This window comes from Bradyrhizobium sp. 141 (assembly GCF_023074055.1).
Classification (GTDB): domain Bacteria; phylum Pseudomonadota; class Alphaproteobacteria; order Rhizobiales; family Xanthobacteraceae; genus Bradyrhizobium.
In genome coordinates this window covers 174,635-194,323 of sequence record NZ_JADPKR010000097.1, presented here as the reverse complement: position 1 = coordinate 194,323, position 19,689 = coordinate 174,635, and the positions used below count along the sequence as shown (strand labels likewise).

Below are 19,689 nucleotides of genomic sequence, written 5' to 3'. Positions count from 1 at the left end.
CCACCGCGCCGATCCCGTACAGAAGCAAGTGCCCAGCGAGTGGATGACGCAAAAAGGGATTGACTAACCAAGGCCCGTTACAGAAGCCCGGATGGAGCGCAGCGTAATCCGGGACCGATTCATCGCTGACACAAACCCGGATTGCGCTGCGCTCCATCCGGGCTACAGAGAAGGCTACTTCACCGCGTCAAAGCACCAGGCCAAAATACCCTTCTGCGCGTGCAGGCGGTTTTCGGCCTCGTCGAACACGACCGATTGCGGACCGTCGATCACTTCATCCGTGACCTCCTCGCCGCGATGGGCGGGCAGACAGTGCATGAACAGCGCATCGGGCTTGGCCAGCGACATCAGCTTGCCGTTGACCTGGTAGGGCTTGAGCACATTGTGGCGATGCTCGCCCTCCTTGTCGCCCATCGACACCCAGGTGTCGGTGACGACGCAATCGGCGCCGCGCACGGCGGCTTCCGGATCGGTACCGAGCACGATCGGCGCGCCGGTCGACTTGATGAAGTCGCGCATCGCCTTTTTCGGCGCGAGCTCGGGCGGCGTTGCGACATTGAGCTGGAACTTGAAGCGCTCGGCGGCGTGCGCCCAGGACGCCAGCACGTTGTTGTCGTCGCCGGTCCAGGCCACCGTCTTGCCCTCGATCGAACCGCGATGTTCCTCATAGGTCATGAGGTCGGCCATCACCTGGCAGGGGTGCGAACGCCGCGTCAGGCCGTTGATGACCGGCACGGTGGCGTTGGCGGCAAGCTCCAGCAGCGCCTCGTGATTGAGGATGCGGATCATGATGGCGTCGACATAGCGCGACAGCACGCGCGCGGTGTCGGCGATGGTCTCGCCGCGACCGAGCTGCATCTCGGCGCCGGTGAGCATGATGGGCTCGCCGCCGAGCTGGCGCATGGCGACGTCGAACGACACGCGCGTCCGCGTCGAGGGGCGCTCGAAAATCATCGCCAGCGTCTTGCCTTCGAGCGGCCTGACCGGCTGCTGCGCCTTCTGCTTCGCCTTCATGGCGGAGGATGCGGCGAGCATGCGCTTGAGCTCCGACAGCGGGAGCTCGTTGATGTCGAGGAAATGTTTCGGCGACTTGCTCATCAGCTTGCCGCCCGCTTGGTCTGACTGGAGGAGATCGCAGCGCAGGCGCGCTCGAGCCGCCCGACGCTGTCCTCGATCTCGGCTTCGGTGACGATCAGAGGCGGCAGGAAGCGCACGACATTGTCGCCCGCGCCGACGGTGAGCAGCTTTTCGCCGCGCAAGGCGGCCACCAGATCGCCCGACGGCACCACGGCCTTGATGCCGATCAGGAGGCCCTCGCCGCGGACTTCGCTGACGACATCGGGGTGACGGTCGATCACGGAGGCGAGCTTCTGCTTGAGCAGCAGCGACATCTTCTGCACGTGGTCGAAGAAGCCGGGCTTGAGCATGACGTCGAGCACCGCGTTCGCCGCGGAGATCGCAAGCGGATTGCCGCCGAAGGTCGAGCCGTGCGAGCCGGGTCCCATGCCGGAAGCCGCATCCGCGGTCGCCAGCACCGCGCCGATCGGGAAGCCGCCGCCGAGCGCCTTCGCCAGCGACATCACGTCAGGGGTGACGCCGGTGCGCCTGTAGGCAAAGAGATCGCCAGTGCGGCCCATGCCGGTCTGCACCTCGTCGAAGGCGAGCAGCAGGCCCTTGTCGTCGCAGAGCTGGCGAAGCGCCTTGAGGAAGGCAGGTGTTGCCGAGCGCACGCCGCCCTCGCCCTGGATCGGCTCGATCAGGATGCCGGCGGTATCGGGGCCGATCGCCTTCTTGACGGCGTCGAGGTCGCCATGCGGGACCTGGTCGAAACCATCCATCGGCGGGCCGAAACCTTCGAGATATTTTGCAGAGCCGGTCGCGGCGAGCGTCGCCAGGGTGCGGCCATGGAAGGCGCCTTCGAAGGTGAGGATGCGGTAGCGCTCGGGATGGCCCTTGGAGAAGTGATGATGGCGGACCAGCTTGATCACGCCCTCCAGCGCTTCGGCGCCGGAATTGCAGAAGAACACGAAGTCCGCGAAGCTCTCATTGCACAGGCGCAGGGCGAGCTTCTCGCCGTCCGGGCTCTGGAACAGGTTCGACATGTGCCAGAGCCTGGTCGCCTGCTCCTGCAGCGCCTTGATCAGATGTGGGTGGCAATGGCCGAGCGCATTCACGGCGACGCCCGAGGTGAAATCGAGATAGCGATCGCCATTGGTCGCGATCAGCCAGCAGCCTTCGCCGCGTTCGAAACCGAGGTCGGCCCTGGCGAAAACGGGGAGCAAATGCGGCGCTGCGCTGTTAGTCATGACGGCCACTTGAATGTTGCGGACGGTGTGACGCGTGCATTGGGCAACGCACCATCGACCGGCCCGGAAAACGAAACGTGCCGCCTTTTAAGGGCGGCACGCGGGACTATCTTATGCTTGGCAAGACGGGTGTCAATGCCGCCCGGAAAGCCTCAGGAAACGCTGAATCCGTAGTCTTGCGGTGCCGATTTTGCGGGTTTTCACCACGGAACATGTGGAAGCGAGTCGGCGGACTCTTGCGCGGGAGTCACGCCATATTGTAGCGTTTGGATTGTCAGATACGACATCTCGTGCAGCGGTTCTGATCCCAAGAGTCCTCATGTACCGGCGTAAACGTTCGGGCGTCAGTCACGCGCCCGGCGAGCCTTAAGGGATTCTGACGGCACGGGTTTTTGAAGGCTTAGGCATTCGCTGCAAGGCCCCAGGATGGCTGGCCGGCAGCGAGGGAAAGGGTGCAATGACGGTTTTGACCTGGTCGGATGATCGCGTCGAGCAGCTGAAAAAGCTCTGGGAGGCCGGACTTTCGGCCAGCCAGATCGCAGCAGAGCTCGGCAATGTGACCCGCAATGCCGTGATCGGCAAAGTGCACAGGCTCGGTCTGTCCGGCCGCGCCAAGAGCCCTTCATCGGCAGCGCCACGGCCGCGCAAGGCGCGTCCCGCGCCGCACATGATGCGGGTGACCCGCCCCATTGCGCGCGGCAACACCGCGCTGGCGCAGGCCTTCGAGGTCGAGGTGGAGGCCGAACCGGTCACCTACGACAACGTGGTGCCGATGAGCCAGCGGCTGTCGCTGCTGGAGCTGAACGAGGCGACCTGCCACTGGCCGGTCGGCGATCCCTCGAGCCCGGATTTCTTCTTCTGCGGCGGCAAGGCGCTCTCCGGCCTGCCCTACTGCGCCCAGCACTCGCGCGTGGCGTATCAGCCCGCAGCGGACCGCCGTCGTGCAGCACCGAAGCCGGGCCCGCGGTAAGTTATCGGGATTCTCTGTTCACTAAGACTGCAGCCGTCACACGATGACGGCTCAACCAACTCGGTGTCATCCCCGCGAACGCGGGGATCCATAACCACGGACGCAATTGTTGCGCCAGACGGTCACTCCGAGTCTTCGCCAAACCACTTTCTGTGGTTATGGGGCCCGGATCGGCGCTTCGCTTGTCCGGGACGACATCGACGTCGTGGCGACTGCTCGCAAATCCTACGTCTGCTCGGCCTTTGCAAAGCGATCATCCAGCGCATAACCCGCGCCGCGGACGGTGCGGATCGGGTCCTGCTCGCGACCGAGATTGAGCAGCTTGCGGAGGCGGCCGATATGGACGTCGACGGTGCGCTCGTCGATGTAGATGTCACGGCCCCAGACGCTGTCGAGCAGCTGCTCGCGCGAGAACACGCGGCCGGGATGCTCCAGGAAGAACTCCAGCAGGCGATATTCGGTCGGGCCGAGATCGATCGGCCGGCCCGAGCGCGCCACGCGGCGCTTGTCGCGATCGAGCTCGATGTCGCCATAGGCGAGCACGGTGGCGAGCCGCTCGGGGCTTGCCCGCCTGAGCAGACCCTTCACGCGCGCCAAGAGCTCGGGCACCGAGAACGGCTTGACGATGTAGTCGTCGGCGCCGGTCGCAAGGCCCCGCACCCGCTCGCTCTCCTCGCCGCGCGCGGTGAGCATGATGATCGGCAGCTGCTTGGTCTCGGGGCGGGTGCGCAGGCGGCGGCACAGCTCAATGCCCGACAGGCCCGGCAGCATCCAGTCGAGCACGATCAGGTCGGGGATGTGCTCCTTGAGGCGGGTGTCGGCGTCGTCGCCGCGCATGACCGTCTCGACGTCATAGCCGTCGCCTTCGAGGTTGTAGCGAAGAAGCTCGGTGAGAGCTTCCTCGTCCTCAACCACCATAATGCGTGCGCCCATGGTGTCGTCGCTCCTTAAGGTCTTCAGCTATTCGGGATCGTCGTGGCGAAGGTGGTCATGTCGCCCTTCGGCCGCTTGTCGGTGATCGCCTGGCCCTCGATCATGTAGAACACGGTCTCGGCGATGTTGGTGGCGTGGTCGCCGATCCGCTCGATGTTCTTGGCGCAGAACATCAGATGGATGCAGAACGAGATGTTGCGCGGATCCTCCATCATGTAGGTGAGGAGCTCGCGGAACAGCGAGGTGCAGATCGCGTCGACTTCCTCGTCGCCCTTCCACACCGCCATCGCCGCCGGCAGATCGTGCGCGGCATAGGCGTCCAGCACCGACTTGACCTGCTGCTGCACGAGGTCGGTCATGTGCTCCAGGCCGCGGAACAGCTTCAGCGGATGGAAGTCGGTCTCCAGCGCGGCGACGCGCTTGCCCATGTTCTTGGCGAGGTCGCCGATCCGCTCGAGGTCGGTCGCAACGCGCATGGCGCCGACGATCTCGCGCAGATCGACCGCCATCGGCTGGCGGCGGGCGATGGTGAGCACGGCGCGTTCCTCGATGCGCTTCTGCAGCGCGTCGAGCTCGGCGTCGATGGTGACGACGCGCTGGCCGAGTGCGACGTCGCGGCGGATCAGCGCATCGACGGATTCGACGATCATGCGCTCGGCGATTCCGCCCATCTCGGCGACCAGGCGGGTGAGCTCCTGGAGGTCGGTGTCGAAAGCCTTGGCGGTATGTTCAGTACCCATGTTCCGTCTCCTCAGCCGAACCGGCCGGTGATGTAATCCTGCGTGCGCCGGTCGGTCGGCGACGTGAAGATCTTGCTGGTGTCGTCGAACTCGATCAGCTCGCCAAGATACATGAAGGCGGTCTTGTCGGAGACGCGCGCCGCCTGCTGCATGTTGTGGGTGACGATCGCGATCGTGTAGTTCTCGGACAGTTCCTGGATCAGCTCCTCGACCTTGGCGGTCGAGATCGGATCGAGTGCCGAGCAGGGCTCGTCGAACAGGATCACCTCGGGCCGCACCGCGACGGTGCGCGCGATGCAGAGGCGCTGCTGCTGACCGCCGGAGAGCGACAGGCCGGAGGCGTTGAGCTTGTCCTTGACCTCGTTCCACAGCGCGCCGCCACGCAGCGCTTTCTCGACGCGGTCGTCCATCTCGGACTTCGAGATCTTCTCGTAGAGGCGGATGCCGAAGGCGATGTTCTCGTAGATCGTCATCGGGAACGGCGTCGGCTTCTGGAACACCATGCCGACCCGGGCGCGCAGCAGATTGAGGTCGAGCCTGGGGTCGAGGATGTTGGTCTGGTCGAGCATCAGCTGACCGCTGGCGCGCTGGCCCGGATAGAGGTCGTACATCCGGTTGAAGATGCGCAGCAAGGTCGACTTGCCGCAGCCCGACGGGCCGATGAACGCGGTGACGCGGTTAGTACCGAGCGTCAGGTTGATATTCTTCAGCGCATGGTGCTCGCCGTAATAGAAGTTGAGGTTGCGCGCCGTGACCTTCGGCGGCGCCTCGGGCAGCGGCTGCGAGCCGGGATGAACGGTCGGCGCGCTCACGGAAACAGACATTTCACTCATTTTGCAGTCCTCTCGGCGCCGATGATGCGCGCGCCAATGTTCAGGGCAAGCACGGTCAGGGTGATCAGCAGCGCACCGCTCCAGGCGAGCTGCTTCCAATAGGCGTAGGGGCTCTGGACGAAATTGTTGATGGTGACCGGCAGGTTGGCCATCGTCTTGTCCAGGCCGAGGCTGAAGAACTGGTTCGACAGCGCTGTGAACAGCAGCGGCGCGGTCTCGCCGGCGACGCGGGCGGTGGCGAGCAGCACGCCGGTGATGAGGCCCGAGCGTGCCGCGCGATAAGCGATGCGCTTGATGACCAGCGAACGCGGGAGGCCCAATGCGCTGGCGGCTTCCCGCAGCGGATTCGGCACCAGCAGCAGCATGTCCTCCGTGGTGCGTACCACCACCGGGATGACGATGACCGCGAGTGCCAGCGCGCCTGCGATCGCCGAGAAGCCGCGCATCGGCACCACCACCGCGCCGTAGATGAACAGGCCGATGATGATCGAGGGCGCCGACAAGAGGATGTCGTTGATGAAACGGATCACCGAGGTCAGCTTGTCGTTGCGGCCGTACTCGGCGAGATAGGTGCCGGCGAACAGGCCGAGCGGTGCGCCGATGCCGACGCCGAGCACGGTCATGATGATCGAGCCCACGATGGCGTTGCGCAGGCCGCCCTCGGTGGAGCCGGGGGGCGGCGTGTCGGCGGTGAAGACCTGGAGATTCAGACCAGCGAGGCCGTTGTAGAGCAGCGTGGCCAGGATCAGCGCGAGCCAGGTGACGCCGAAGGCGGCCGCGGCGAAGCAGAGCCCGCGGATGACGATGTCCTTGCGGCGGCGGCGCGAATAGATCGGATTGAGAGCCATGACGTTAGTTCCCCGCCTTCTTGTCCAGCCGCATCAGCATCAGCCGCGCGGCGGCCAGCACGAAGAACGTCAGCACGAACAGCAACAGGCCGAGCAGGATCAGGCCGGACTGGTGCAGGCCGTCGCTCTCGGCGAATTCGGAGGCGATCGCCGCCGAGATCGTGGTGCCCGGCGCGAAGATCGACGAGGAGATGCGGAACGAGTTGCCGATGATGAAGGTCACCGCCATGGTCTCGCCGAGCGCGCGGCCCAGCGCCAGCATGACGCCGCCGATGATGCCGACCCGGGTGTAGGGGATCACCACGCTGCGGACGACTTCCCAGGTGGTGCAGCCGACGCCGTAGGCGGCTTCCTTCAGCACCGGCGGCACCGTCTTGAACACGTCGACCGAGATCGAGGTGATGAAGGGCAGCACCATGATGGCGAGGATCAGCGCGGCGTTGAACGTGCTGAGATAGGACGGGGGACCTGCGAAGATCGCACCCAGCACGGGGACGCCGTCGAACACCTTGATCATGAAGGGCTGGAAGGTGTTGGCCAGGAACGGGCCCAGCACGAAGAAGCCCCACATGCCGTAGATGATCGAGGGAATGCCGGCGAGCAGCTCGATCGCCATGCCGATCGGGCGGCGCAGCCATTGCGGGCAGAGCTCGGTGAGGAAGATCGCAATGCCGAGACCGACCGGAATGGCGATCAGCATCGCGATGAAGGAGGTGACGAGCGTGCCGTACATCGGCCCGAGCGCGCCGAGCACCGGCGGATCTGCCGACGGCGCCCAGCGCTGCGTCCACAGGAAGGAGAGGCCGTATTCCCTCATCGCCGGGAACGCACCGACGATCAGCGAGATGATGATCCCGCCGAGGATCAACAGCACCGAGATCGCGGACAGCCGCGTGATCCAGTAGAAGGTGACATCGCCGAGCTTGAACGCGCTCAAGGCCTTGGCGCGGTCATACGGTCCGGCGCCGTCGATGATATCGCTCTGAACGGCCATTTCTGCCACGCCGATCCCCTGTGCCCATTTTATATACGCTTGTTCTTGATCCCGTGCCCCGGATGCGACGCAGCGCCGATCCGGGGCCTGGTTCTTGTGGGTCCCGGCTCAGCGCAGCAACGTTTCACGCTGCCGCGTCCGGGACATTCGTGCCGTTAGCTCTTGATCTCGGCAGCCCAGGTCTTCTCGATCTGCTGGACGACGCTGTCCGGCATCGGGATGTAGTCGAGCTCCTCGGCCGCCTTGCTGCCGCTCTTGAAGGCCCAGCGGAAGAACTTGATGGCTTCCTGCGAGGCCGCTTTGTCGGTCGCGGACTTGTGCATCAGGATGAAGGTCGCCGCGGTGATCGGCCAGGACTTGTCGCCGGGCTGGTCGGTCAGGATGACGTAGTAGCCGGGAGCCTTGGCCCAGTCGGCGTTGGAGGCAGCCGCCTGGAACGCTTCGACGGTCGGCTGCACGGTCTTGCCGGCCTTGTTGACGAGACCGGTGTAGGTCAGCTTGTTCTGCTTGGCATAGGCGTACTCGACGTAACCGATCGAGTTCTTGGTCTGGCTGATGTTGCCCGACACGCCTTCGTTGCCCTTGGCGCCGACGCCGACCGGCCACTCGACCGCAGTGCCCTCACCGACCTTGCTCTTCCAGTCCGCGCTGGCCTTGGCGAGGTAGTTCGTGAAGTTGAAGGTGGTGCCCGAACCGTCCGAGCGGCGGACGACGGTGATCGCCTCCGACGGCAGCTTCACATTCGGATTGAGCTTCTTGATCGCCGCGTCATCCCACTTGGTGATCTTGCCGAGATAGATGCTGGCCAGGGTCTCGCCGTCGAACACCAGCTCGCCGGGCTTCACGCCCTCGAGGTTGACGACGGGAACGATGGCGCCCATCACCATCGGCCACTGGACGAGGCCGTCCTTCTCGAGCTGCTCGACCTTGAGCGGGGCGTCGCTGGCGCCGAAGGTCACGGTCTTGGCCTGGATCTGCTTGATGCCGCCGCCGGAGCCGATCGACTGATAGTTCAGACCGTTGCCGGTCTCCTTCTTGTAGGCGTCAGCCCACTTCGAATAGATCGGGAACGGGAATGTCGCACCTGCACCGGTGATGTCGGCGGCAAAGGCCGCCGTCGCCGATGCGGCGACCAAGCCGGCAGCGACGATCGTTTTGAGGAAATTCATGCTGGTCTCCATACAGGGGAGCGAAGCGCCAACCGCGCCCGATCGCGCTCCCCACGCCGCCCCTTTAGGAGCGGTCGGCTGTGCTTTTACGAAGGTTTCGTGACAGTCGGATGACACCATCAAGCGATTGAAATCGCTTGGGTTTTCAGTCTAAACTAAAGTCTTAGCCTGGGGAAAACAGGCCGTGAAAGTGGCACCCTGTCTGGGCACGCTTTCGATCAAAAGCCGGCCGCGATGGCGATTAAGAATATGTTTCACCAGCGATAATCCGAGCCCGGTCCCGCCCTGCGAGCGACTGTCGCCGACATCGACCCGGTAGAACCGCTCCGTCAGCCGTGGCAGGTGCTCGGGCGCGATCCCGGGGCCGAAATCGCGAACCATGATCCGGATTTCCTGAGTTCCGTCAGTGGCCGCGCAGGGGGTCAGCGACACGATGACGCGTCCGCCGGAGGCGCCGTATTTGAGCGCGTTCTCGATCAAATTCTCGAACAGGCGGAGCAGCTCCTCGCGGTCGCCCGCGATCATCACCGGCCCCTCCGGCAAATGGATCTCGACCTCGACCTGCCGCTCGCGCGCCAGCGGCTCGAGCCCGTCGGCGACCTGGCGGATGATCGGCAGCAGGTCGACCAGGGTATCGGGCCGGACATGGGCCGACAGCTCGACCCGCGACAGCGACAAGAGATCGTCGATCAGGCGCGCCATGCGGGTGGCCTGGTTGTGCATGATGCCGAGGAAGCGCTCGCGCGCCTTGGGATCGTCCTTGGCCTGGCCCTGGAGCGTGTCGATGAAGCCCGACAGCGCGGCGAGCGGCGTGCGCAGCTCGTGGCTGGCATTGGCGACGAAGTCGGCGCGCATCTCCTCGACCCGCCGCAGCGGCGTCTGGTCGTGAAAGGTCATCAGCATGCATTTGTCGGCGCCGCCGAAGCTGGTCGGCACCGGCACCGGCGTGATCATGAGCTCCATCCAGCGATCCACCGGGACATGATCGAGATAGGTCGCGCGCCGCGGCTCGGTGGTCGCGATCGCTTCGCGCAGTGCCGTGATGATCTCCGGCGAGCGCAGCGCGAACTGAGCGAGCTCGTTCCTGCGCAGTGCCGGCGCGAGCTGGGCGGCGGCGGCATTGAGATGGATGACGCGGCCGGCGCGGTCGAGCAGCACGGCCGGATCCGGCATGCCGGCGACGACCGCAGCCACCGCCGCGCTCTCGACCGGGTTGATACGCCTGACATCGTCGCGCGAAGCTGCGGGATCATGCAGACGCCACGGGATCAGTGCCGCGGCCGCGATGCAGAGGAACACGATCGCGGCGTGCAGCGCCGACAATTCGCCGAGCGAGACGACGACGGACAGCGCCAGCGCCGCGGCGATCAGTATGATGGTCGAGTGCCGCAGCCGGTCGGACCAGGGCTGCGCGGAGGGAGAAGATGGGGCGTCGATCGCCATCGGGGCGGACTTCTCCTGGGGGCTTGTCCTAGAGCTTGGCAGCGTCAGGCACCGCTGTCGCTACGCTCTCTCACATAGGCGGCTTCACGCGCCGGACCGGGGTCGAGCTTGAGCGCCGCTTGCTGCAAGCGCTTGGATCGTGCGCCGATCATAACTTCGCGAAACGTCAGCAAGATTACAGATATGACGAAGGGGGACAGATAATAGAGGACGCGGAACAGCAACATGCCGCCCAGAAGTTCCTCGCGGTCCATCTGCCAGAGGCCGACCAGCATGGCGGCGTCGAACACCCCCAGCCCGCCAGGCGAGTGGCTGGCGAACCCGAGCAGCGTCGCCGAGACGAAGATCACCGCGACCACCACGAAGCCGAGATTGGGCTCGTCCGGGACCAGCACGTACATCGCGAGCGCGCAGAAGCCGAGATCGATGATGCCGATCGCGATCTGGAGCAGCGTCAGCGCGCCGCCCGGCAGCACCACGGTCCAGGGCCCGCGGCCGACCACGCGCGGCTGGGTCGACACCCAGACCACGTAGCCGACCAGCCCCACGATGATCATCAGCGCCAGCGTCCGGTTCAGCCACGGCGGAAGCTGGTCGATCGAGGCGGCGGCCTCCGGATGATAGGCGATGCCGAGGCCGAGCACGGCGGCATTGCCGAGCCAGAAGGTCAAGCCGGCGAGGAAGCAGATCTTTGCGACGTCGATTGCGTTCAGCCCGTAGGCCGAATAGATCCGGTAGCGCACCGCGCCGCCGGTGAAGACGGATGCACCGACATTGTGGCCGATCGAATAGCTGGTGAAGGCCGCGAGCGCATTGATGCGGTAGGGCACGTGGGCGTGGCCGATCGCGCGCACGGCGAACAGGTCGTAGAAGGTCAGGGTGAAATAGCCCGCGGCGACGAACAGCGCCGCCATCGCAATCTGGGTCGGCTCGGTGCTCTTGATCGCTTCGAGGACCTCGTTGAAATCGATGCCTCGCAGCATGTGGTACAGCACATAGCAAGCGATGCCGATGACAGCGACGCTGATCGCAACTCCAAGTTTATGCAGGATTTGCTTCTGGCGCAGAAACGTCGTCGCCCTGCGTATGGCTTCCAGCATCTAGACCTCGAACAACGCTTCAGCGGCCAGGGTGGCCGGCGAACGGGCGGACGACGCACAGGCACTCAACGAACCCTCGCCGCCGGCTCCGGCATCGCGCATGCCCCCTGCCCCTCCACTAGCGCGTTTTCGGGCCGAGTGGAATTCGCCAATTCGAACAAAAACACGTGCGTTCAATATTTTAGGCAGGGTTGGGGCTCCTGATGCACGGTTTGGCGCCTTCGGCGGCAGACTTGAGGCGAATCTCCATGGCGATCCTGCGCAGGCGCCGTGAAGGTTTGATGATTTCGGCCGTACAATGTTCCGTCACGCCTTAAGCTGACGTCAATCTATGGGGCACGCCTGCCTGTTGAAAGGGGGCGGATTTTCCGATGCGCCCGAAGGTCGCGGGCGCCGAAAGGCAGGCCCGGGAGCGGCCAGACCGCTGCAGCCCGATCCTCGGGGCCGAAGCTCAGGCCGCAGGCTGGCTGCGCGATACCACCCGGTCCCGCAGCCAGGCGCCGATGATGCAGCCGACGAGGTAGCAGGCGAACATGATCAGGCCGAGGTCGAGCCAGTAGCCGAAGCGGCCGGGGACGACGCGCGCGAACGAGGCCGCGACCAGGGCGGCGGCAAGCGCGGCGAGCCAGCGCGCCGTCACCTTCGAGGTGCCGTTGCCGCGCTGGACCACCGAGATCCAGCCCATGCAAAAGCCCAGCAGCACCGAGCCGATCAGCCAACCCAGATGGAACGAGACGAGATAGGGCATCGTCACCTCACCAAAAATTCGATGCGGCGGTTCTTCGCCTTGCCGTCGTCGGTGTCGTTGCCGGCGACGGGCTGCGTGCTGCCATGGCCGACCGCGGTGAAGCGGCTGGCCGGCAGGCCGGCCTTGACCAGATAGTCGATCACCGCCTGCGCGCGCTTTTCCGAGAGAGCTCGGTTGAAGCCGTCCTCGCCGTCCGCATCGGTATGCCCGGCGACCTCGACATTTGTCGTGGGGCAGCGCAGCGCCGTCTCGATCAGATGATCGAGGATGGCGGCGGAGTCCGGATCGATGTCGGCGCGCTTGGCGGCGAAGCGGATCTTTCCCTTCGCAAGGAGGTCCGTGAACAATTGCTGGCACACGGTGCCGTCGACCGGCCCTGCCGCAGGCTTCACGGTGATCTCCGGCTTGTACTGCCAGTTCTTCGGGAAGTCCTTGCCGAGGCCTGCGCGGATGTCGTTGGCGGCCCCCTCGTAGAGGGCATCGCCCGACAGCTTCACTTCGCGGTCGGAGACAACGAGCGTGCCGGTCGACAGTCGCGACAGCGCGCCAAGCGCTGCGACCACGGCCGTGTTGAAGGAGCCGGGCGCGCCGATGCTGGCCTTGAGATTGTCGACGACCTTTTCGGTGAAGAATTTTCGCGAGGCGCTGGTCGCGATCGCCGCATGCACATTGTTGTCCGGGACGTAACCCGTCAGTGTCACCGTCGCGGCAACCGGATCCTTGTACGCCTGGAAGATATAGGGCGGCGCCTTGACGTCGTTGGCGGCGACCGAAAAGCCCTCGGGCAGGTTCTTCAGCGCAGCTGCGATCGCTTCGCGACCGCCGAGCTCGCGCGCCATGCCCGACAGATTGACCTGGGTGTCCGTGATCGTGATCTTGCCGTCCTTCAGCTTGCCGATCTGGTCCAGCAACAGCATGGCGGCGGCTTCGAACCGCGGCGGCGCGCCGCGCGCCAGACCCATCTGGTCGGCCACCTCGGCGCCGCCGACCTCCTTGCGGGCCGCCTCGGTCAGACGGCCCTTCATCGAGGGCAAGGGCGCGGAGCCTGACAGCGTCACCCGCACCACGTCGCGCTCGGCGTTCCAGACGAAGGGTTTGGCCTCGGGAACAAGGCGGGTCCGGTCGTCGACCAGGCGCACGCCGGGGACGGTCTCGACCGCCGTCACGGCGTCACGGCGCCCCTCCTCGGAGAAGGCGTCCGCGGCCAGGCTGACGTCGCGGCCGTCGACCGCGATCCGGGTCTTGTCCAGAACGGTCCCCTTGAGAGCGGCCGTGCTGCGGGCCGACAGGTCGGCTTCGACCGGTAAGGTATTATTCCAGGCCGCAAATCCCCACATGACGGCCAGGGGAATCAGCCCCGGCCACCATTTGCTGGCCCACCTGAAAAGCTTCTGCATTCGACGTCCCGAACTCTGGAACCGGAGACAAAACAAACCCTTGGCAGGCTGTCAAACCGGAAATGGTGCCCTTCCGAAGGCGCCGCCTGGACAATCGGAATAACTTTTTCTTCAAGGGTTCTTCCGTAAGTTGAAATCGGAATGCCAGAGTCCCCCAGCCGGTCATGAAACAACTGCGTAACAACGTCATCCGCGCCGGGCTGGGAGCACTTTACTTCAGCGGGGCGCACCACCTGCTGCGCCCGCTTTTGTCGGGTGTCGGTGCCATTTTCATGCTGCACCACGTCCGGCCGGCCCGTGAGGCCGCGTTCCAGCCGAACCGGCATCTCGAGGTCACCCCCGAATTCCTGCGCGCGACGCTATGTCATCTGCGCTCCCGCGACATCGACATCGTCAGCATGGACGAGCTGCATGAGCGGCTGGTGCAGGGCCGGTTCGACCGCCGCTTCGCTGCCTTCACCCTCGACGACGGCTATCGCGACAATCTGGACCATGCCCTGCCCGTGCTGCGCGAATTCGACGCCCCTCTGGCGGTCTACGTTGCGAGCGACTTTGCCGAGGGCACCGGACGGCTGTGGTGGGTGGCGCTGGAGGCCGTGATCGCCAAGGCCGAGCAGATCGACATTAAAATCGGCCATTCTGCGCTGCGGCTCGATGCGACCACGCCCGCGGCCAAGCAGGCAGCGTTCGACCGCCTGCACGACTGGCTGCGCGCGCTGCCTGGCGAGCACGATCTGGCGCGCGAGATCGAGGCGCTCTGCACGACGCACGGCGTCGACATGGCCGCGCTGTGCCGCAGCCTCTGCCTGTCCTGGGCCGAGGTGAAGACATTCGCCGCCGATCCGCTGGTCACGATCGGCGCGCACAGCGTCAGCCATTGCAATCTCGCCAAGCTGGCCGAAGACATCGCCGCGCAAGAGTTGGCCACGAGCCGCGCGCGGATCGAGCAGGCGCTGGAGCGCCCCGTGTTGCATCTCGCCTATCCCTATGGCGACCGCGAGGCCGCGGGGATGCGCGAATTCGGCCTCGCTGCAACGGCGGGGTTCAAGACCGCGGTGACGACACGGCCCGGCATGCTATTCCCGGACAATGCCGCCCAGATGACGGCGCTGCCGCGCGTCTCGCTCAACGGCAACTACCAGGACGCGCGAATCCTGCCGGTGTTGACCTCGGGCGCGGCGACCGCAATGTGGAACGGTTTCCGCCGGATCGCGGCGGCTTAATCCATCCGCACACTCGGACCTCACCTGAGGAGCGCGCAGCGCGTCTCGAAGGATGAGGGCGGAGTTGGCAGCGCCTTCCTTGACTCCCCTCCCCTCCCCGCCCAAAACAGCGCCAACCAAGGGAGGCCTCATGTTCAACGACCTGTTCTCGCTCAAAGGCCGCGTCGCGCTGGTGACCGGCGGCTCGCGCGGCATCGGCAAGATGATTGCGGCGGGATTTCTCAGCGCCGGCGCCGCAAAGGTCTACATCACCGCGCGCAAGGCCGGACCGTGCGAGGCGACCGCCAAGGAGCTCACCGCGCAATATGGCGGCGAATGCATCGCGCTGCCGATCGACATCTCCACCGTCGAAGGTTGCGACAGGCTCGCCGGCGAAATCATCAAGCTGGAGCCGAAGCTGGACATCCTCGTCAACAATGCCGGAGCTGCCTGGGGCGCCGAGTTCGACGAATTCCCCGAAAGCGGCTGGGACAAGGTGATGGACCTCAACGTCAAGTCGCTGTTCTTCCTGACCAAGGCTCTGGCGAAACCGCTGCGCTCGGCGGCAAGCGCGGAACGTCCGGCGAAGGTGATCAACATCGCCTCGGTCGATGGCATCTTCGTCAATCCTGGCGAGACCTATTCTTACGCCGCCAGCAAGGCCGCCGTGATCCATCTGACGCGGCGCATGGCGACGAAATTGATCAAGGACAACATCAACGTCACCGCGATCGCGCCGGGCGCGTTCAAGTCCGACATGAACCGGGCCGCGCGCGACCATTCGGACGAGGTCGCAAAGCGCATTCCGGCGCGGCGGATCGGGACCGACGAGGACATGGCTGGGCTGGCGATCTACCTCGCCTCGCGTGCGGGCGATTACGTCGTCGGCAACACCATCGCCGTCGATGGCGGCGTGGTCTACGCGAATGCGGGGCTGGAGATCGCGGGGTAAGAAGCGCGAATGGTGTGTAGCGAATGGCGAATAGACGCTCGTTCTCTATTCGCTACTCGCCACTCACCATTCGCTAACTTCCTTACGACTCGATCTTCACGTACTCGAAATCGCCGGGCTTATTGTCGATGCCGACTTTCGGTGGCGAGATCCAGGAGGCGAACTTGCCGCTCTCGGTGACGGGCTGCATCAGGGAGGTGATGAAGTCGCCGTCGGCAGTCGAGGGCAGCCATTCGTCCTTGCGCTTCGCCCAGGTCGCATCGTCGATCAACAGGCCGTCCGGCGTCGCGTGCACGTCCTTGAACTCGCCGATGTGGCGATGGAAGGCGACGTTGGGCAGCTTGAGCTGGAACTGGTAGCCCGCGGTCGAGATCACCTTATTCCAGCGCAGCATGCCCTTGACGCAATCCTGGCTGTAGTCGTCGCGCAGGCGCATGTTGAGCGCGGTCAGTGCCGGTTCGTCGACCAGCTTGATCTCGCCGTCGATGAACTTGAGCACCGGATAGGTGGCGTTCTTGAGCTGGTGATCGTCGTCGATCTGGGTCTCGTGATAGCGGCCCTTGATGCCGGTGTTGAAGGCGTTGGCCGCGTTGGTCGAGACCTCCGAGCCAAACAGATCAAGCGACAGCGTGTAATGCAGGTTCAGCTTCTTCTGGATGGTCGGAAGATCGATCACGCCGAGCGCGCGAACTTTTGCGATGTCGGTGGGATCGGTTATGCCGGCTTCCTTCATCGCATCACAGGTGCGCTGCACGACGCGGGTGATGCCGGTCTCGCCGACGAACATGTGGTGCGCTTCTTCCGTCAGCATGAAGCGGCAGGTGCGCGACAAGGGATCGAAGCCGGACTGCGCGAGCGAGTGCAGCTGCATCTTGCCGTCGCGATCGGTGAAGTAGGTGAACATGAAGAAGGACAGCCAGTCCGGCGTCGCTTCGTTGAAGGCGCCCAGCATGCGCGGCGAATCGGCATCGCCGGAGCGGCGGCGCAGCAAATCGTCGGCCTCTTCACGTCCATCGCGGCCAAAATACTTTTGCAGCAGGTAGACCATCGCCCAGAGGTGACGGCCTTCCTCGACATTGACCTGGAACAGATTGCGCATGTCGTAGAGTGAAGGCGCGGTCTTGCCGAGATGGCGCTGCTGCTCGACCGAGGCCGGCTCGGTGTCGCCCTGGATCACGATCAGGCGGCGCAGCATGGCGCGATATTCGCCGGGGACTTCCTGCCAGGCCGGCTCGCCATAATGCTCGCCGAACGGCACGACGCGGTTCTCTTCCTGGGGCGCCAGGAGAATGCCCCAGCGATAGTCGGGCATGCGGACATAGTCGAACTTGGCCCAGCCGCGCGGATCGACCGAATAGGCGGTACGCAAATAGACCAGCGATTCCTGGAAACCTTCCGGCCCCATGTCGCTCCACCAGTCCATATAGCCGGGATGCCAGCCTTCCAGCGCCTTGAGCACCTGGCGGTCCTCGGCGAGATTCACGTTATTGGGAATCTTGGTCGAGTAGTCGACGTTCATGATGTTCATATTCATGGCCGTGCTCCTTGCTCCGTCTCGTGTCCCGGACGCAGTGCGGCGCGAAGTGCTGCACTGCTGAGCCGGGACCTATTGTTCGGTCCACTATGGGTCCCGGTTCTGCGCAGCGTCACCATAGCGCGTTGAAGACGCGCGTTGCGCTTTTGGTGCCGCAGCGCGCCCGGGACACGAAAGTCATCAAACCCGCGTCATATCGAATTTCGGCTTCTGGCCGCTGCCGTAGCGGCGCAGCGCGCCTTCCTCGCCGACCGCGTTCGGGCGCTGGAAGATCCAGTTCTGCCACGCGGTGAGGCGCGAAAAGATCTTTGATTCCATCGTCTCGGGGCCAACGAAGCGCAGGCTCGCTTCCATGCCGGTGAGGCTGTCGGGCGAGAAGCTGGCGCGCTCCTCTAGGAACACGCGGACCTCGTCGTCCCAGTCGATGTCGTCGAGCGCGAAGGTGACGAGGCCAAGCTCCTCCGCCTGCTCGGCGTCGAGCGAGGTGCCGAGCGTCGCTTCCGCCCGCTCCACATCGGCCGGATCGGCCTGGAAGCGCGATTGAAGCCGCGTCAGGCCATGGCTCATCGGATAGGGGCCGAAATTCATCGCGGACAGCTCGATCGACGGCGGCGGACGGTTGTCGCCCTGGCGCGTGCCGATCAGCATGTAGGAGCGGTCGGCGGCGAACACGAGTTCGGCCAGCGTGCCGGCAAAGCAGGAGCCGGGCTCGACCAGCGTCACCAGCGTGCGCGAGGTGACGTCGATGCGCTTGAGCACGCGCTTCCAGTAATGGCGGATCTCGTTGACCAGCCAGTGCGCCTTGTTGGCTTCGAGGAAGGCGTCGCAGGCCAGCACTTGGGCGCGGTCGCCATGGCTCTTGAACACCAGCATGGCGATCTCGAGCTCGTTGATGCGCAGATGCAGGATGGCGTCGTCGATCTCGCGCGCCACTTGCAACGGCCAGAACGATGCTCCTAGCGCCATCATGCTGTCGACGTCAGCGGGCGGCGCGGTCTCTGGCGCCTTGATCGAGATGGTGGCGATGCGGGCGGTCCGATCGATGTCGACCGTGACGAAGCCATAACGGATGCTGGTCTGGTCGATCAGGCGCTTGAGCGGCGTCAGCGCGATGCCCTTGCCGCTGCCCTTGCGCTTCGATTGGCCTGCAAACTCCTTGGCGCGCTCGGCGATCTTGGCCTCGAGCTTCGAGTTCGGCGCGATCTCGTCGACCAGGCGCCATTGCACGGCGCGCTTGCCCTTCACGCCCTCCTCGATGGTGCAGAAGAAATCGGCGTGGTCGCGGCGCACCTTGCGCTTGTCGACGACGCGCGTCAGGCCGCCGGTGCCGGGCAGCACCGCGAGCAGCGGCACTTCGGGCAGCGCCACGGCGGACGCGCCGTCATCGGCGAGGATGATGTGATCGGTCGCGAGCGCCAGCTCATAGCCGCCGCCGGCGGCGGAGCCGTTCACCACGGTGATGAAGCGCTGGCCCGAATTCTCGGACGAATCCTCCATGCCGTTGCGGGTCTCGTTGGTGAATTTGCAGAAATTGACCTTGTGGGCGTGCGTGGAGCCCGCGAGCATGCGGATGTTGGCGCCAGCGCAGAACACGCGGTTCTTGGCCGAGCGCATCACCACGACCTTGACCTCCGGGTGCTCGAAGCGCAGCCGCTGGACCGCATCCGCAAGCTCGATGTCGACGCCGAGATCATAGGAATTGAGCTTGAGCAGATAGCCCTCGAACAGGCCGCCGTTCTCGTCGACGTCCATGGTCAGGGTCGCGACGTCGCCGTCGACCGCGAGCTTCCAGTGCCGGTAGCGGGACGGTTCGGTCTGGAAATCGATGAATGTCGCGCCGCCTGCGAGGCGCCGATCTTCCCCGGCCATGGGCCACCCTTGAGATTGATTATGCGTTTTGCCTGTAGCGTTAGATGCACAATAGTGCATCTTTTCGGGCGCGTCTAGCCCTTAACTGCCATCGCATGCACTTTGTTTCATGCGGCGACTAGGACCGCGCGGTCGCCCCGAGTGCGATCCAGTCCGCCTTGGAGAGCTGGGGACGGCCAAGCTTGGCCTGGAGCAGCGCGACCAGGGCTGGGACGGGGAAGGTCTCGACGAAGCCGTCGCCGGCCGCAGCCGCCTTGCGGGAATTCAGCGTGCGCAGCTCCGCGCATCCCCGAACAGCCGCGCGGCGGAGCGCGCCCGCTGCATCCGCAGCCGCAAATTGGCATTTGCGATGTGGATGCAGGCGCGCAGCAGAATACGTTCGCGGCCGCCTTGCGGAGCGGCGGCCCACACGGCCTCCAGCACTTCCTGTGCTTCCCAGAAATAGCCGCGGTCGTTGAGCGCAAGCCCATAGCGCAGCGCCGGATGGCGCGCCGGCACGTAGCCGCGGAAGGCCGAGGGCACCATCGCCTTGGCCAAACCAAGCGTCTCGGAATCGGCATCCACCGCACCGGGCTTGCCCGGGACATAGGCCCATTGCGGCCACGGCAACGGGCCGGTCGCATGTGAAGGCACATTCATAGATGTGCCTCC

Annotated in this window: 18 protein-coding genes; 3 read left to right on the top strand and 15 right to left on the bottom strand. The window is 65.0% G+C overall.

The features are described 5' to 3' along the window. Positions 1-174: 174 nt before the first annotated feature. A complete protein-coding gene (gene argF, locus IVA81_RS29980) occupies positions 175-1,098 on the bottom strand; it encodes an ornithine carbamoyltransferase (RefSeq protein ID WP_247324664.1) in 924 nt (307 codons plus the stop codon). After that, entirely contained in the window at positions 1,098-2,306 is a 1,209-nt protein-coding gene (locus tag IVA81_RS29975) for an aspartate aminotransferase family protein (protein ID WP_247324662.1), read from the bottom strand. The genes argF and IVA81_RS29975 overlap by 1 nt, the downstream gene beginning before the upstream one ends. 457 nt (positions 2,307-2,763) lie before the next feature. Between IVA81_RS29975 and IVA81_RS29970 the strand changes: the two genes are divergently transcribed. Beyond that, positions 2,764-3,276 carry a GcrA family cell cycle regulator gene (locus tag IVA81_RS29970; protein WP_247324659.1) on the top strand — a complete coding sequence of 171 codons (513 nt, stop codon included), beginning with the start codon at positions 2,764-2,766 and terminating at the stop codon, positions 3,274-3,276. Between the two features lie 225 nt (positions 3,277-3,501). On the opposite strand, the gene phoB is transcribed toward IVA81_RS29970, so the two are convergent. From phoB to IVA81_RS29920, 10 genes are all read right to left on the bottom strand, one after another. After that, entirely contained in the window at positions 3,502-4,209 is a 708-nt protein-coding gene (phoB, locus tag IVA81_RS29965) for a phosphate regulon transcriptional regulator PhoB (RefSeq protein ID WP_008143479.1), read from the bottom strand. Positions 4,210-4,232: 23 nt separating this feature from the next. Beyond that, the gene (gene phoU, locus IVA81_RS29960; protein WP_246928241.1) at positions 4,233-4,949 is read right to left on the bottom strand and encodes a phosphate signaling complex protein PhoU; all 717 of its coding nucleotides are present in this window, start codon (positions 4,947-4,949) and stop codon (positions 4,233-4,235) included. An 11-nt stretch (positions 4,950-4,960) separates the two neighbouring features. Next, a complete protein-coding gene (pstB, locus tag IVA81_RS29955; RefSeq protein ID WP_247324658.1) occupies positions 4,961-5,782 on the bottom strand; it encodes a phosphate ABC transporter ATP-binding protein PstB in 822 nt (273 codons plus the stop codon). Next, complete coding sequence (gene pstA / locus IVA81_RS29950) at positions 5,779-6,630, bottom strand: phosphate ABC transporter permease PstA (RefSeq protein ID WP_247324655.1); 852 nt, start codon at positions 6,628-6,630, stop codon at positions 5,779-5,781. The genes pstB and pstA overlap by 4 nt, the downstream gene beginning before the upstream one ends. Before the next feature lie 4 nt (positions 6,631-6,634). Next, a complete protein-coding gene (gene pstC / locus IVA81_RS29945) occupies positions 6,635-7,624 on the bottom strand; it encodes a phosphate ABC transporter permease subunit PstC (protein ID WP_247324652.1) in 990 nt (329 codons plus the stop codon). A gap of 155 nt (positions 7,625-7,779) precedes the next feature. After that, positions 7,780-8,793, bottom strand: a complete 1,014-nt coding sequence (gene pstS / locus IVA81_RS29940) for a phosphate ABC transporter substrate-binding protein PstS (RefSeq protein ID WP_247324651.1) — start codon at positions 8,791-8,793, stop codon at positions 7,780-7,782. Positions 8,794-8,943: 150 nt separating this feature from the next. Next, on the bottom strand, positions 8,944-10,236 hold the full coding sequence (locus IVA81_RS29935) for an ATP-binding protein (protein ID WP_247324650.1): 1,293 nt from the start codon (positions 10,234-10,236) through the stop codon (positions 8,944-8,946). 44 nt (positions 10,237-10,280) lie between these two features. Then, positions 10,281-11,336, bottom strand: a complete 1,056-nt coding sequence (locus IVA81_RS29930; protein ID WP_247324649.1) for a lysylphosphatidylglycerol synthase domain-containing protein — start codon at positions 11,334-11,336, stop codon at positions 10,281-10,283. A gap of 451 nt (positions 11,337-11,787) precedes the next feature. Next, positions 11,788-12,084, bottom strand: coding sequence for a hypothetical protein (locus IVA81_RS29925; protein ID WP_247324641.1), 297 nt, complete (start codon positions 12,082-12,084; stop codon positions 11,788-11,790). A gap of 2 nt (positions 12,085-12,086) precedes the next feature. Next, entirely contained in the window at positions 12,087-13,481 is a 1,395-nt protein-coding gene (locus IVA81_RS29920) for an OmpA family protein (RefSeq protein ID WP_247324639.1), read from the bottom strand. Positions 13,482-13,645: 164 nt separating this feature from the next. Between IVA81_RS29920 and IVA81_RS29915 the strand changes: the two genes are divergently transcribed. After that, positions 13,646-14,704 carry a polysaccharide deacetylase family protein gene (locus tag IVA81_RS29915; protein ID WP_247324637.1) on the top strand — a complete coding sequence of 353 codons (1,059 nt, stop codon included), beginning with the start codon at positions 13,646-13,648 and terminating at the stop codon, positions 14,702-14,704. Between the two features lie 130 nt (positions 14,705-14,834). Next, entirely contained in the window at positions 14,835-15,635 is an 801-nt protein-coding gene (locus IVA81_RS29910; protein WP_247324635.1) for an SDR family oxidoreductase, read from the top strand. An 82-nt stretch (positions 15,636-15,717) separates the two neighbouring features. Here IVA81_RS29910 and boxB read toward each other — a convergent pair whose 3' ends face one another. The 3 genes from boxB to IVA81_RS29895 all read right to left on the bottom strand — a co-directional run bounded on the left by boxB (position 15,718) and on the right by IVA81_RS29895 (position 19,677). Then, positions 15,718-17,169: a benzoyl-CoA 2,3-epoxidase subunit BoxB gene (gene boxB / locus IVA81_RS29905; protein WP_247324633.1), complete on the bottom strand. Its 1,452-nt coding sequence runs from the start codon at positions 17,167-17,169 to the stop codon at positions 15,718-15,720. A 180-nt stretch (positions 17,170-17,349) separates the two neighbouring features. After that, complete coding sequence (boxC, locus tag IVA81_RS29900) at positions 17,350-19,038, bottom strand: 2,3-epoxybenzoyl-CoA dihydrolase (protein WP_247324631.1); 1,689 nt, start codon at positions 19,036-19,038, stop codon at positions 17,350-17,352. Positions 19,039-19,302: 264 nt separating this feature from the next. Further along, a complete protein-coding gene (locus IVA81_RS29895) occupies positions 19,303-19,677 on the bottom strand; it encodes a DUF309 domain-containing protein (RefSeq protein ID WP_247324626.1) in 375 nt (124 codons plus the stop codon). Positions 19,678-19,689 lie beyond the last annotated feature (12 nt).